Origin of the sequence: Anaerosoma tenue (genome assembly GCF_023161965.1) — a bacterium.
Taxonomy (GTDB): Bacteria; Actinomycetota; Coriobacteriia; order Anaerosomatales; family Anaerosomataceae; genus Anaerosoma; species Anaerosoma tenue.
Genome location: NZ_JALNTY010000003.1, coordinates 140,958 through 153,793 on the forward strand (window position 1 = coordinate 140,958; position 12,836 = coordinate 153,793).

The following is a 12,836-nucleotide window of genomic DNA, read 5'->3' on the forward strand; positions in this document are numbered from 1 at the left end:
GGCGAAGGTACTGACTGAACGTTCAGTCAGTACCTTCGCAGACCGCCTCGGACCGCGTCAAGGCACGGTCGGTCCCGAAGGGGTCTCCGCCTCCGCCAGACGTCGGCGAGCCGGTCACACACATGGAGGCCGGCGCCCTCGCGGGACACCGGCCTCCATACCCGAGGTCGTACGGCTCACATGTTCTCAGGAGCCGCATCCCCCTCTGTCTCTCCACCGTCACCGGAGCCATCGTCGGGCTGCACGGTGATGCTCGTCTCCACGGTACCGCTCGTCTCCTCGGAGCCGTCCCCGTCATCCGGAAGCGGCGACTCGTCGGGAGCCTCGATACCCAGCCACGACATGAACTTGGCGATGACCCTCTGCAGTCCGGGCGGCAGCGAATCGCGGGTCCCCGCGTCCAGGTCCTCCTGCATCCTCGCGAGGTTGGCCTGGAGACGGTCGAGCGCGTTGGCGATCCCCGTCCGCTTCATCGACACGGTACCCGAAGCCTCCTGGCTCCGGACCCGCTCCCGATCCTGCACGGTCTCACCGTCACCGGGGGCTTCCTCCTCGGAGCCGCCCGCGTTGGCGCCGGCAACCGCGCGACCGTTCCCGCGCGGTTCTTCGCCTCGAGCCGCCTCGCTCACGTCTTTGCCGCGAGCGCCCTTCTCCTCGACATCGCGATCCGCCTTCGCAGCCGCAGCCCCTTTGCCGTTCTCGCTCGACGGGACGCCGCCACGGCCAGCCATGGCTGTCGCCGGCAGCAGCATCGCGAAAGCGAGCGAGAGAGCGAGCGCCGTCGTCAGTATCCGTCTCATCCGACACCTCCACACAGGTCAGTCCCTCATATGCCCCTGGTGGTGATATCGGCTGCCGTGTCCGGGTCCAGAAGCCCGAGATGACGGACGGCGTGCCCGTGACAGATGACACGCGTCGACGATGGGCGGGTTCTTAGCGGTGTGCCGCCGTGTGCTCCAACAGCCACGCCATGTTCCTGCCGAGCGTGTCCATCGTCCTCATGCCCTCTTCGTCTTCCTCCACGTCGCCCGGCAGTCCACCGATGCCAAGGTTCCAGTACGTGGATCCGGCGATGATCATCTGGCGGATGAGGAACATGTGCATGATCGAGTCGAACGCGTGGACGGCGCCGGCGCGTCGCTCCGCGACCACCGCGGCGGCGACCTTCCGTTCCAGCATGCCCGGATTGGCGCCCGCCACATAGCCCAATCGGTCTATGAGCGCTTTCGTCTCGGCAGATATGTCCGCGAAGTACACTGGCGAGCCCACGATCACGCCGTCCGCCTCGTCAACCTTGGCGATGCACTCGTTGATGGCGTCGTTGCGGCCATGACACCGCCGATCCTTGCGCTCTCGGCACTTGAGGCATGCGGTGCACCCCTGCGCCTTCTTCCCTGCCAGTTCGATCAGCTCGGTCTCCACGCCCTCGGCCTCGAGGGAAGCCAACACGCGTCGGAGCATCCGGGCCGTGTTGCCGTTCTTGCGCGGGCTACCCGCTATCGCTACCACCTTCATGAGTGTCCTCCTCAGATCAGATCCGCCAGGGCGATCGTACGGGCTCCCGCGCTTCGCATCTGCGCGAACGCCCGCTCGCTGTCACCATCCTGCATCTCCACTCCCCGGCAGCCATCGATGATGACCGTCACCGCGAAGCCGAGACCGCACGCGTCGAGGACCGTCGCCTTCACGCAGTAATCGGTGGCCAGACCCATGACCACGAGGTCCTCGGCTACCCGCTCCTCGAGGAATGCCGCCAATCCCGTGTCCGTTCGGTGGTCGTTGTCGAAGAAGGCGCTGTAGCTGTCCACCGCCGGGTCGGCGCCCTTGCGGATCACGTGGTCCACACCGCCTACGTCGAGCGCCGAGTGGAACGAGGCTCCCGGCATGCCCTGGACGCAATGGTCGGGCCAAAGGACCTGCTCGACGCCGAAGAGGTCCACCACGTCCCCGGGCGATGCACCGGGATGGTTCGAGGCGAAACTCCCGTGGCTCGACGGGTGCCAGTCCTGCGTGGCCACCACGAGAGAGAACCGCTCCATCAGCGCGTTGGCCACAGGTATGACCGCATCACCATCGGCCACCGGCAACGCGCCGAACGGCATGAAATCGTTCTGCAGGTCCACGAGCAACAGTGCGCGCACGGCCCTCACCCTCCTAGCGTCCGGCTGCCGAACCACGGGCCTTGAGGATGAGCGCCGTCTTGCGCTCATACAGGCCTATCTCCATCCCCACCTTGTAGACATGCGGATTGAGCAGACGCACGTGGCTCGGGTCGAGCCGCCCGATCTGCTCGCTCGCCCGCGCGCGCGACGACTCGATCTCCGGCGCGTCGTAGACGAGATCCCCCTCCTCGAAGACCGGCACCAGCAGATCGTCGTAGGAGTCGGAGCCACAGTACGAGGTCCGTCTCGTCGCATCGGCGGGATCCACCATCAGACACTCCGCGTCGGGCGGCGCCAGCTCGTCGTACACCATGTCGCCGATGAACCGGCCGTCCGCGTCGGTGAAGCGCCGCACGCCCAGCAATCCCGGCGTCGTCACCTTGGCAGCCTGCTCGGACACCTTGACACGCGGCTCCCACTCCCCGCCCGGCTCGCGGACCGCCGAGAGCTTGTACACCCCGCCGAGTGCGGGCTGGTCGTATGCGGTCACCAGCTTGGTCCCCACACCCCACACGTCGATCGCCGCGCCCTGCTCCTTGAGGCTCTCGATGGTGTGCTCGTCGAGCTCGTTAGAGGCGTAGATGCGGGTGGCCGCGAAGCCGCTGGCGTCGAGGATCTCCCGCGCCCGTATCGAGAGCCACGCAAGGTCGCCCGAGTCGATCCGGATGCCCGCGAGATCGTGGCCGAGCTCGCGGAGCCGCTCCCCCGCGCGCACGGCGTTCCGGACCCCTTCGAGCGTGTCGTACGTGTCGACGAGCAGGACGGCGTTGTTCGGCATCGCCTCGGCATAGGCCATGAACGCCTCGATCTCCGAGTCGAACAGCATCACGAGACTGTGCGCATGCGTGCCGCCCACCGGGACCCCGTACCGCTGCCCGGTAAGGACGTTCGACGTTCCGGCGCAACCGCCGATGTACGCCGCCCGTCCGGCCGACAGGCCTCCGTCGGGCCCCTGCGCGCGCCGGAGCCCGAACTCGAGCACCGGGTCTCCCTCGGCCGCCCTGCACACACGCGCGGCCTTGGTGGCGATGAGCGTCTGGAAATTGATGATGTTCAGCAGGGTCGTCTCAACGAGCTGACACGTGGTCACCGGGCCCGTGATGCGCAGCAACGGCTCGCCGGGGAACACCACCGTGCCTTCAGGCACAGCATGCACGTCGGCGTCGAACCGCATCGAGCCGAGCCATTCCAGGAAGCCGGACGAGAACAGCGGCCTGCCGTCGTTGCCCGTGAGCGTCGAGAGGTACGCGGTGTCCTCGGCGGCGAACCGCATGGTCTGCAGATACTCGATCGCCTGGGCGAGACCACACGCGACCGTATAGCCGCCGTCGAAGGGGTTGCCCCGGAAGTAGAGGTGGAAGCACGCCTCCGTGTCGGCCACGCCCGCTTCGCGGTATGCGTGCGCCATCGTGAGCTGGTAAAGGTCCGTGAGCATCGCCGGCGGACCGGTGCGGGCTCCGTGCATCGAGCGCTCCTCCCGTATCGTCCCCCTACGATACGGGAGGCGGCGTTCAGGCGTCCATGCCCATGAAATCGACGAGATAACGGTCGCCCTCCTTCACGATCTCGAAATCCTCCTGGTACTGGCTGTCGGTCCACTCCTCGGAATCCGACAGCCGCACGAAGACGAGATACGTCCCATCGTCGGTCTGCGCGGCCTCCGTCATCTGCGCGAACACTATCTCGGCGCCCTGCGCCCGCAGGTAGTCCTCGGGGTGCGCCTCGATGTCGGCCTTGAGCCGGTCGGTCCCCATCGCGGCGAGCGCTTCGAGGTCTCCCGCGTACTGAGCCCGCACGAACTCCATAGCGAGCGTCTGGACGGCGGTGTTCACCTCGGCAGGAAGGTCGCCGGGGGTCGTATCGACGATCGGCACCTCTTCCCCGCCGACGGTCTCGAGCCTCACGGTCAGGTCATCGACTTCTTCCTGGAGTGCGGCGTTCTCACCCTCCAGGCGCTCGATCTCCGAGGCGAGCGGCACCGGCAGCTGCCGGGCGAGCGCCGACACCGTGAGCGCGCTCACCGACACCGCCGCCAGAAGCGCCGCAGCCGCGGTGGCGACACGCCATCCCCAGCCGGCGCGACGCGCGACGGTGGCGGGCGCCGGCGCGACGAACCGCTCCACCGGCACGAACGACTCGGCGATACCCCGCATGCCGCCGATCAGCGTGCGCAGGCGTTCGTACTCGGCAGCGCATCCGTCGCACGTGGCGAGGTGGGCGGCGACGTCGAGGGACTCGCTCTCGTCAAGGTCTCCCGCGATGTACATCTCAAGGGCGTCCATGGCCTCGTGGCAGTTCATCAGCGCACCTCCTGAAGGGTCGGATGGTCCATCTCGGCACGCATCGCGCCGAGGGCCCGGTTGATGCGCGACTTCACCGTACCGGCGGGGCAGCCGAGGACGCGCGCTATGTCCTCCAGCTTGAGGTCGCGGAAGTACCTGAGGGCGAGGACCTCGCGGTGATCCGGGGTCAGCCGCTGGAGCGCATTCATGAGGTCCATCCCGTCTTCCGGCCCGTCCCAGCGGAAGGCGGCGGGCTCGGGAGGCTCGGCCACCGGCACCGTCCTCGTACGCGACCGCAGCATCGAGTTGCAGCGGTTCACGAGTATCCGGCTCAGCCAGGCGCCGAAGCGGTCCGGGTCACGCAGCGTTCGCAGCTTGGCATGGGCAGTCATCAGCGCGTCCTGCACGGCATCCGCCGCGTCCCATTGCGACCTCGTCATCGCGTACGCGGTCGCGTACAGTGTCCGCTCGTGACGTCGCACGAGCAGCGTGAACGCCTGCCCGTCTCCCTGCTGAGCACGGGCCACCAGGTCGTGGTCTTCCACGATCCCCTCCTCTCGGTCACCCTGTTAGATGACCGGGACGACCAGAAGGTTCCCTTGCATACGGCATCGGTGACGCCGGAGCCGACGATGACTTTGAACGTCACCCATCTGCACGGGTACCCTGTGAGGGACGACGCCAACCACCGGGAGGAACCATGGCCGGGATCTACGACCGCGTGGATCGAACCATAGGCGGCACGCCGCTCATCCGGCTGAGCCGCATCGCGGCCGGACTCCCGGCCAGCGTGGCGGTCAAGCTCGAGTCGCGCAACCCGGGGGGTTCGATCAAGGACCGGATCGCCCGGGCCATGATCGACGACGCCGAGGAGCGCGGGCTCATCGAGCCCGGCCGCTCGGTCATCATCGAGCCCACTTCGGGGAACACGGGCGTGGCGCTGGCCATGATCGGAGCCGCGCGCGGGTATCGTGTCGTGCTCACGATGCCGGAGTCGATGTCCCGCGAGCGGCGGGCGCTGCTCGCCGCGTATGGCGCCGAGCTCGTCCTCACGCCGGCGGCCGAGGGTATGGCGGGCGCGGTGGCCGAGGCGGAGGCGATCGCCGGGCGCACACCCGGTGCCCACCTCACACGGCAGTTCGAGAACCCCGCCGGTCCCGCCGCCCACTACGAGACCACGGGGCCCGAGATCGACGAAGCGCTCGGCGCGCAACAGCTCTTCGCGTTCGTGGCCGGCGTGGGCACCGGAGGGACCGTGACCGGCGCGGGGCGCTACCTCCGGGAGCGGCGGCCGGGGTGCAGGATAGTGGCCGTGGAGCCCGAGGAGTCGCCGATCATCACTCAGACCCTCGCCGGACGGCCGCTCCAGCCGGCTCCTCACGGCATCCAGGGTATCGGCGCCAACTTCGTTCCCTCGGTGCTCGATGCCTCTGTGCTCGACTCTGTGGAGACGATCACCACCGGCGACGCCATCTCCATGGCCCGCAGACTCGCGGCCGAGGAAGGTCTCTTGGTGGGCATCTCCACCGGAGCGAACGTCGCTGTCGCGCTGAGGCTCGCACGCATGGCGGAGGCTGATGGCATGACGGTCGTGACGGTTGCGCCATCCACCGGAGAGCGATACCTCTCCACTCCTCTGTGGGAGGGGTACGGAGCGTAAGCACGACGGCTCGCTCCTGGCATATCGGTTGCATATGCACCGCTCAGGATCGCGGACCTGCGTCAGCGAGGAACGATGGTGCATGCGGCACAGATCATACGGTTGCTCACGACGGTGTTCGTCGCCGTCGTGTTGGTGAGCGCCGCCACGCCCGTGTGCGCCATGCCTGACTGCGGCGACGTGGCCGCCGGGACGTGCTCGGACTTCATGCCGGCGTGCGACGACTGCCCCGAGTCGATCGTGATGAAGCATTCGCACGACGACGCGACCGCTCTTCAGGGCCACATGGTCGAGCCCGCTCTCGTCGTCGCGCACCTCGATCCCCTTGACGCCCCGGTGCAGGTCCACCGCTTCCTGACGCAACCGGAAGCCACGGCGTCGCCTCCCCCGCTCGACCCGCTCGGAATGCGTCTCTCGATCTGACAGCACCCCTCATCGATGCGAGCCGGCCGGACGCCGCTCGCGGGTATGCGTATGCGTATCTCTCGACATGAGGAGTGCTCTCTATGGAACTGTTCATCCCGTCTTTGATGCTGGGGCTTGTCACCAGCCTCCACTGCGTGTCCATGTGCGGACCGATGGTGGTGACCTACGCCCTCAAGGGCGCCGAGGACGGCACCGTCGTCCAGCGCCTGGTTCCCAACCTCGCCTACCAGGCGGCCAAGATCGCGAGCTACGTGCTCGTGGGCCTGCTGCTGGGCGCGGCCGGCTCGGCACTGGATCTCGATGCCGTGCGGCCGTACGTCATGCTCATCGCTGGCGCATACATGATCGTGCTCGCGCTTTCCATGACCGGCCGGGCACGCTGGGCCGCCCGCCTCACGCCGAGACCGCCCGCGTTCCTGCTGCGCGCGTTCACGGCCGTGCGCCGCAAGGCTGTGGATGACGCGGAGCACGGGCGCTCAACCATGGCCACGCCCGTCACCTTCGGACTGCTCACGGGCCTCATGCCGTGCGCTCCCCTCATGGCCGCGCAGCTCAACGCAGCGGCGAGCGGCAGCGCGGTGAGCGGTGCGGTCGCCATGTTCGCGTTCGGACTCGGCACGGCTCCGCTCATGCTCGGCTTCGGTACGGCATCGGGTCTCCTTCCCCGCCAGTGGAAGGAACGCATGATGACGGCGCTCGCGGTCGTTGTGATCGTCTTCGGGGTGACCTACCTGAACCGCGGCGCCATGCTGCTCGGCTCGCCCGTCACGCTGCAGTCCGCACGCAACGCCGTCTTCGGTCAGAGCGAGGGCGTGGACGCCGCCGGGTACGCGATCGCGCCCGACGGCGTGACCGAGGTATCGCTGGTGATCGAAGGCACGCGCTTCGTTCCGGAAACGCTCTCGATCCCGGCCGGCACTCCCGTGCGACTGATCGTGGACCGGCGCGAGTCGAGTCCTTGCTCGGACCAGCTCGCCGTGCCCGCGCTCGGCGTGCTGGCCGACCTTGCCGACAACGCGACCACGGTGGTGGAACTCCCGGCGACCGCGGACGGCCGGTACACCCTCACGTGCGGGATGGGCATGATGTCCGGCAGTCTGGTGGTCGGAGGCTCCGGCTCCGCGACCGCGCCGACGGCGAGCACGGCCACACCGGCTGAGACACCCTCCATTCCCGCGTGCGCATGCTGCGGTAACAGCGGTACCGACGAGACGATCGAGGGCGCCGCGAGCGTTGAGGGCGACGTCCAGCGCATGAGCGTGGACGTCACCAACGGGTATGACCCCAACGTGATCCGCCTGACAGCGGGTGTGCCTGCGGAGATCACCTTCTCGCAGGCAAGCGGTTGCATGGCCGAGGTGATGAGCGAGGACCTCGGCTTCTACGAGGACCTGACCGGCGGCCCCAAGACCATCCGCATCGAGGCCGACGCGCTGCAGCCCGGCGAGTACTCGTTCTCGTGCGGCATGCGGATGGTGTTCGGCACTATCATCGTCGAGTAACGATCGGACTCTGGAGATGACCATGACACACACCTACCGGGTCGCCATCGACGGCATGCACTGCCATGCCTGCGAGCGGCTCGTCACGATGAACCTGTCGGCGATACCCGGCGTGACGGTGCTGACCGCCGACGCGCAGGAGGGCTTCGCCGTGTTCTCCGCCGAGGGTGCGGTGGACGCCGCATCCGTGGAGTCGGCCATCGTCGCCGCGGGGTTCACGCCCCGCGGTGGCGCGGTCACGCTCGAAGAGATCGAGCGGGGGGCGCCCGAGGCGGCTGCCGACGCCGCATCCGCCGACCCGCCTCCGGCTGCGACCGCGACCGGTGAGGCCGAGGCCCCCGACGCCTGCGAGACCGGTGCCTGCCCCACGGTGCCGCCCGCACCCGACCCCGCGATCATGGCGGCAAGCGCGGCCGCAGCCACCGCAACCGCCTCGCTCGGCATCATCGGCATGACGTGCTCGTCGTGCCAGGCGGTGATCGAGCGGACGCTCCAGCGCATGCCCGGCGTGGGCAGCGCCGTGGTGAACCTTGCCGCCGAGACCGCCACCGTTGCGTACGACCCCCATACGCTCACGGTCGACGACCTTGTCGCGGCTGTACGCTCGGCGGGCTACGACGCCGTGCCGCGCGACGAGGACGCCGCTCCCGGCACCGCCGGCGATGCCCAGCGTGAGGCGCAGCAGGAGCACATCCGCGGGCAGAAGCGGCTGTTCGTCTTCTCACTCGCGTTCTCGATCCCGCTGCTGCTCCTGATGGTCCCGTCCATCATGGAATCGGTACCGCTCATCGTCTCCGAATGGCTCGCCAAGACCTTGGGTGGCACGTGGGACCCGATGATGGTCTTCAAGTACATCAGCTTCGCGCTGGCAACGCCGGTGCAGCTGATCGCCGGGGCGCAGTTCTACCGCGGCTTCTGGCATGCGCTCAAGCGTCGCACCGGCAACATGGACACGCTCGTGGCCATCGGCACCTCGGCGGCGTACTTCTACTCGCTTGCGGCCACCTTCGTCCCCTCGCTCATGGGCGAGCCGGTGTTCTTCGAGACGAGCGCCCTCTTGCTCACGTTCGTCATCCTCGGCAAGCTCCTCGAGGCGCGCGCCAAGGGCAGGACGTCCGACGCCATCAAGAAGCTGATGGGGCTGCAGGCCAAGACCGCGCGCGTGGTGCGCGACGGCGCTGAGGTCGACGTACCCGTGGAGCAGGTCCTCGCCGGCGACATCGTCGTGGTGCGTCCCGGCGAGAAGGTCCCGGTGGACGGCGTGGTGACCGAGGGCTCCTCGGCTGTGGATGAATCCATGCTCACCGGCGAGTCGATCCCGGTGGAGAAGCGCGAGGGCGACACCGTCATCGGCGCCACGCTCAACAAGCTCGGCTCCTTCCGCTTCCGCGCCACCAAGGTCGGTGCGGAGACGGCGCTCGCGCAGATCGTGAAGCTCGTGGAGGAGGCCCAGGGCTCCAAGGCGCCGGTGCAGCGGTTCGCCGACCGCATCTCGGCCGTGTTCGTACCGGTGGTCGTGGCGCTTGCGGTGCTCACGTTCCTCGTGTGGCTTCTCGTGGTGCCGAGGTTCGCGGACCCGTCCTTCTATGCCGATGTGACCCCGTTCGTGAAGGCGCTCCTGGCCGGCACGGCGGTCGTGGTCATCGCGTGCCCCTGTGCGCTCGGCCTGGCCACTCCCACCGCCATCATGGTGGGCACCGGCAAGGGTGCCGAGAACGGCATCCTCATCAAGAGCGGTGAAGCGCTCGAAACCGCGTACAAGATCAAGGCCATCGTCTTCGACAAGACCGGCACGCTCACACACGGCAAGCCCGTGGTGACCGACATCGAGCTCGCCGATGGGCACGACACAGACCGCGTATTCATGCTCGCAGCAGCGCTCGAGCGCGGGAGCGAACATCCGCTGGCCGAGGCGATCATCGCGCACGCCAAGGAGCGCGCGATGCACCTGCCTCAGGTGGAAGGTTTCGCAGCTGTGCCCGGTCACGGCGTGGAGGGCACGGTCGACGGCATGCGAGTGGCGTTCGGCAACCGGCGCCTGATGGCCGCCGAGGGTATCGACATCGCCCGCTTCGAGGAGCGCATCAACACGCTCGAAGGTGAGGGCAAGACGGTCATGCTCGTTGGCGTGGACGGCGCCAGGCTCGCCGGCATCGTCGCGGTGGCCGATACGCTCAAGGAGAACTCGAAAGAGGCGGTGGAGCGACTCACCGGGATGGGCGTCGAGGTCTACATGATCACCGGCGACAACCGCCGCACGGCCGAGGCCATCGCGGCGCAGGCGGGCATCGCGCCCGACCACGTGCTCGCCGAGGTGCTCCCCGAGCACAAGGCCGAGGAGGTCGCGAAGCTTCAGGCGCGCGGCCTCACGGTGGCGATGGTGGGCGACGGGATCAACGACACGCCGGCGCTGGCGCAGGCCGACGTGGGTATCGCCATGGGCGCAGGCACCGACATCGCCATGGAGACCGGCGGTATCGTGCTCATCAAGAACGACCTGCGTGACGTGGTGACGGCCATCGAGCTCTCACGCGCCACCATCAGGAAGATCCACCAGAACTTCTTCTGGGCGCTCGGCTACAACTCGCTCGGCATCCCGGTGGCCGCCCTCGGCCTGCTCAAGCCCGAGCTCGCCGGCGCCGCGATGGCGCTCTCGTCCGTAAGCGTCGTGACCAGCTCGCTCATGCTGCGGCGTTTCCGGCCGAGCATGTCGCAGTAGTGGACGCCGGAGCCGGCGAGGGTAGACCACGCTCGCTGTCCTCGGCGCACAGGTCGCGCCTGCGGAGGCATCGCTTAGGTCTCCCTCGCCGGCTCCGGCGTCAGTCCGTCACGCGCAACCGGAACACCACGGGGTTCGCCGGGTCGGGGCAGCACACGAGCGCCTCGCCCTCGGCCTCCCAGGGGAAGCTTCCACCAAAGCGGAGCGGCTGCAGGAACGGCAGCATCGCCGCGTACGCCCAGCCGCATATGCCGGCGGGAACGAGCGCGGAGTCGACCTCCCATCGGTCGCCGACCGCATGTCCGATCGAGCACGCGCCGGTACCCTGGATCTCCGTGATCTCGATCGTCACACGCCGGCCCTCCGGCGGTGCCGTCCGCCGCTCGGTCACGACCCGCCCCCGCTTGCGGCCACGACCTCCTCGTACGGCTGCACCACCACGAAGCCTTGGCCGTCGAAACGCATCTGGAACGTCTCACCGCTCGCTCGGCCGATGAACGTCTTCAGGTTCACGTCGGTCTTCACCGAGGTCTGCATGCCCTCCGACCACGCAACCGTGGCGTTCGGGTCGGTGAAGAGCGGGTAGTTGGGCGCCACGCCGAGGACGAGCGGCCTGCCATGCGTTGTGATCGCCACGTAGCCGGTGCCCGACAGCTTCAGCGAGAACAGACCGCCCGCCATCATGCTCGCTCCGCCCGTCAGCACGATGTCCCATGCCAGCGAATCCGAATACGCCAGGCAGTCGCTCCCGTTCACGAAGATCGACTCGTTGTCCAGGTACAGGATCGTGATCTCCTTGCCCTGGTCGGCGCAGTACAAGATGCCCGAACCGGTGACCTTGGTGGTCGCAGCCTTCTCGCCCGTCGCCATAGTCTTCAGGAACTTGCCCGCGCTGCCCGCACCGGCGCGCTCGAAACCGAGTTGCCCGTAGTACCCGATCATCGCGCCCATCTTCGTGAACACCGAGCCGTTATCGAGGTGGATCTCGAGCATCTTCTTGCTCTCGAGTTGCCATGTGCCGCCGGTGTCCTGCTGTGCGTGCGCGGCAACGAAGTCGCCAAGCCGGACCGCCACGCCTGCTCCAACGCTGTCGCCCATCACAGACCCCCTGTCCCGTGTGCCGGTGGATGTCCACCTGGCACGCCACGATGCGTACGCCTATGCGGCTATATCCCCACATCCCTGTTCTCGTAGAGCAACCACAGCGCCTGGGTGCCGAGTTCGGCTCCATCGTGTTCCATCAGACGCGTGTACAGCCTCTCGGCAAGCTCCAGACCGGGCAGAGCAAGTTCGAGACGATGCGCCTCCTCGATGGCGATGCGGAGGTCCTTCACGAAGTGCTTCACGAAGAAGCCCGGGGTGAAGTCGCCTGCGATGATCCGTGGACCGTACGCACCCCACGACCATGAGTTCGCGCCCCCTCCTGAGAGTGCCGCGTGCGCCTTCTCCAGGTCGAGGCCGGCGGCCTTCGCGTACTGCAGCGCCTCCACCAGGCCGAGCATCGTACCCGCGATCCCGATCTGGTTGGCCATCTTGGTGTGCTGGCCCGCGCCCGGCCCACCCATATGGGAGTAGGTCTTACCCATGACCTCGAAGAGCGGGAGCGCCCGCTCGAACCCTGCGCGCTCCCCGCCCGCCATGATCGTGAGCGTCCCGTTGCGTGCGCCCACGTCGCCGCCGGACACCGGCGCATCCAGCGCGGTGAGACCCCGCGCAGCGGCGGCCCCTGCGATGCGCATGGCCAACGACGGAGTCGACGTGGTCATGTCCACGAGCAGAGCCCCTTGCACCGCGCGATCCACGATGCCGTCCGTGCCCAGATAGACGTGCTCGACATCGTGCGGATATCCAACGATGGTGATGGTGATCTCCGCCCTGGAAGCCGCCTCGCCCGCGGAGTCGGCCCACGTCGCCCCGGCAGCCAGGAGCGGCTCGGCTTTCGCCCGGCTCCGATTGTGGACCACGAGCGGATACCCCGCCTGCATGAGATTGTCCGCCATCGCGGCACCCATGACCCCGGTGCCGACGAAGGCGACGGTAGGATGAGCGGCCATGACGGTCTCCCTTCTCACGCGTGCGTGCTCC

At 68.0% G+C, this 12,836-nt stretch carries 13 protein-coding genes; 4 read left to right on the top strand and 9 right to left on the bottom strand.

Going from position 1 to position 12,836, the window contains the following annotated elements; translation table 11 throughout:
• Nucleotides 1–176 precede the first annotated feature (176 nt).
• From MSB02_RS08310 to MSB02_RS08335, 6 genes are all read right to left on the bottom strand, one after another.
• Nucleotides 177–800, bottom strand: coding sequence for a hypothetical protein (locus MSB02_RS08310; protein ID WP_267194771.1), 624 nt, complete (start codon nucleotides 798–800; stop codon nucleotides 177–179).
• Nucleotides 801–933: 133 nt separating this feature from the next.
• Nucleotides 934–1,515, bottom strand: coding sequence for a flavodoxin family protein (locus MSB02_RS08315; protein WP_267194772.1), 582 nt, complete (start codon nucleotides 1,513–1,515; stop codon nucleotides 934–936).
• An 11-nt stretch (nucleotides 1,516–1,526) separates the two neighbouring features.
• Nucleotides 1,527–2,141, bottom strand: coding sequence for a bifunctional nicotinamidase/pyrazinamidase (pncA, locus tag MSB02_RS08320; RefSeq protein WP_267194773.1), 615 nt, complete (start codon nucleotides 2,139–2,141; stop codon nucleotides 1,527–1,529).
• Between the two features lie 13 nt (nucleotides 2,142–2,154).
• Nucleotides 2,155–3,627: a nicotinate phosphoribosyltransferase gene (locus tag MSB02_RS08325; protein WP_267194774.1), complete on the bottom strand. Its 1,473-nt coding sequence runs from the start codon at nucleotides 3,625–3,627 to the stop codon at nucleotides 2,155–2,157.
• Nucleotides 3,628–3,673: 46 nt separating this feature from the next.
• On the bottom strand, nucleotides 3,674–4,462 hold the full coding sequence (locus MSB02_RS08330; protein ID WP_267194775.1) for an anti-sigma factor family protein: 789 nt from the start codon (nucleotides 4,460–4,462) through the stop codon (nucleotides 3,674–3,676).
• Nucleotides 4,462–4,989 (bottom strand): RNA polymerase sigma factor, encoded by a 528-nt coding sequence (locus tag MSB02_RS08335; RefSeq protein ID WP_267194776.1) that lies wholly within the window; start codon nucleotides 4,987–4,989, stop codon nucleotides 4,462–4,464. Before MSB02_RS08335 ends, MSB02_RS08330 begins: the two co-directional genes overlap by 1 nt.
• A gap of 155 nt (nucleotides 4,990–5,144) precedes the next feature.
• Between MSB02_RS08335 and cysK the strand changes: the two genes are divergently transcribed.
• From cysK to MSB02_RS08355, 4 genes are all read left to right on the top strand, one after another.
• Nucleotides 5,145–6,104 carry a cysteine synthase A gene (gene cysK / locus MSB02_RS08340; protein WP_267194777.1) on the top strand — a complete coding sequence of 320 codons (960 nt, stop codon included), beginning with the start codon at nucleotides 5,145–5,147 and terminating at the stop codon, nucleotides 6,102–6,104.
• 78 nt (nucleotides 6,105–6,182) lie between these two features.
• Nucleotides 6,183–6,527 (top strand): hypothetical protein, encoded by a 345-nt coding sequence (locus MSB02_RS08345; RefSeq protein WP_267194778.1) that lies wholly within the window; start codon nucleotides 6,183–6,185, stop codon nucleotides 6,525–6,527.
• 83 nt (nucleotides 6,528–6,610) lie between these two features.
• Nucleotides 6,611–8,032, top strand: coding sequence for an urease accessory protein UreH domain-containing protein (locus tag MSB02_RS08350; RefSeq protein WP_267194779.1), 1,422 nt, complete (start codon nucleotides 6,611–6,613; stop codon nucleotides 8,030–8,032).
• Between the two features lie 22 nt (nucleotides 8,033–8,054).
• Nucleotides 8,055–10,751 carry a heavy metal translocating P-type ATPase gene (locus MSB02_RS08355; RefSeq protein WP_267194780.1) on the top strand — a complete coding sequence of 899 codons (2,697 nt, stop codon included), beginning with the start codon at nucleotides 8,055–8,057 and terminating at the stop codon, nucleotides 10,749–10,751.
• Between the two features lie 100 nt (nucleotides 10,752–10,851).
• On the opposite strand, the gene MSB02_RS08360 is transcribed toward MSB02_RS08355, so the two are convergent.
• The 3 genes from MSB02_RS08360 to MSB02_RS08370 form a co-directional block, all read right to left on the bottom strand.
• Nucleotides 10,852–11,103, bottom strand: a complete 252-nt coding sequence (locus tag MSB02_RS08360) for a TIGR04076 family protein (RefSeq protein ID WP_267194781.1) — start codon at nucleotides 11,101–11,103, stop codon at nucleotides 10,852–10,854.
• Nucleotides 11,104–11,138: 35 nt separating this feature from the next.
• Nucleotides 11,139–11,849: an AIM24 family protein gene (locus MSB02_RS08365; protein WP_267194782.1), complete on the bottom strand. Its 711-nt coding sequence runs from the start codon at nucleotides 11,847–11,849 to the stop codon at nucleotides 11,139–11,141.
• A 68-nt stretch (nucleotides 11,850–11,917) separates the two neighbouring features.
• Nucleotides 11,918–12,805 (bottom strand): NAD(P)-dependent oxidoreductase, encoded by an 888-nt coding sequence (locus MSB02_RS08370; RefSeq protein ID WP_267194783.1) that lies wholly within the window; start codon nucleotides 12,803–12,805, stop codon nucleotides 11,918–11,920.
• Nucleotides 12,806–12,836: the final 31 nt, after the last annotated feature.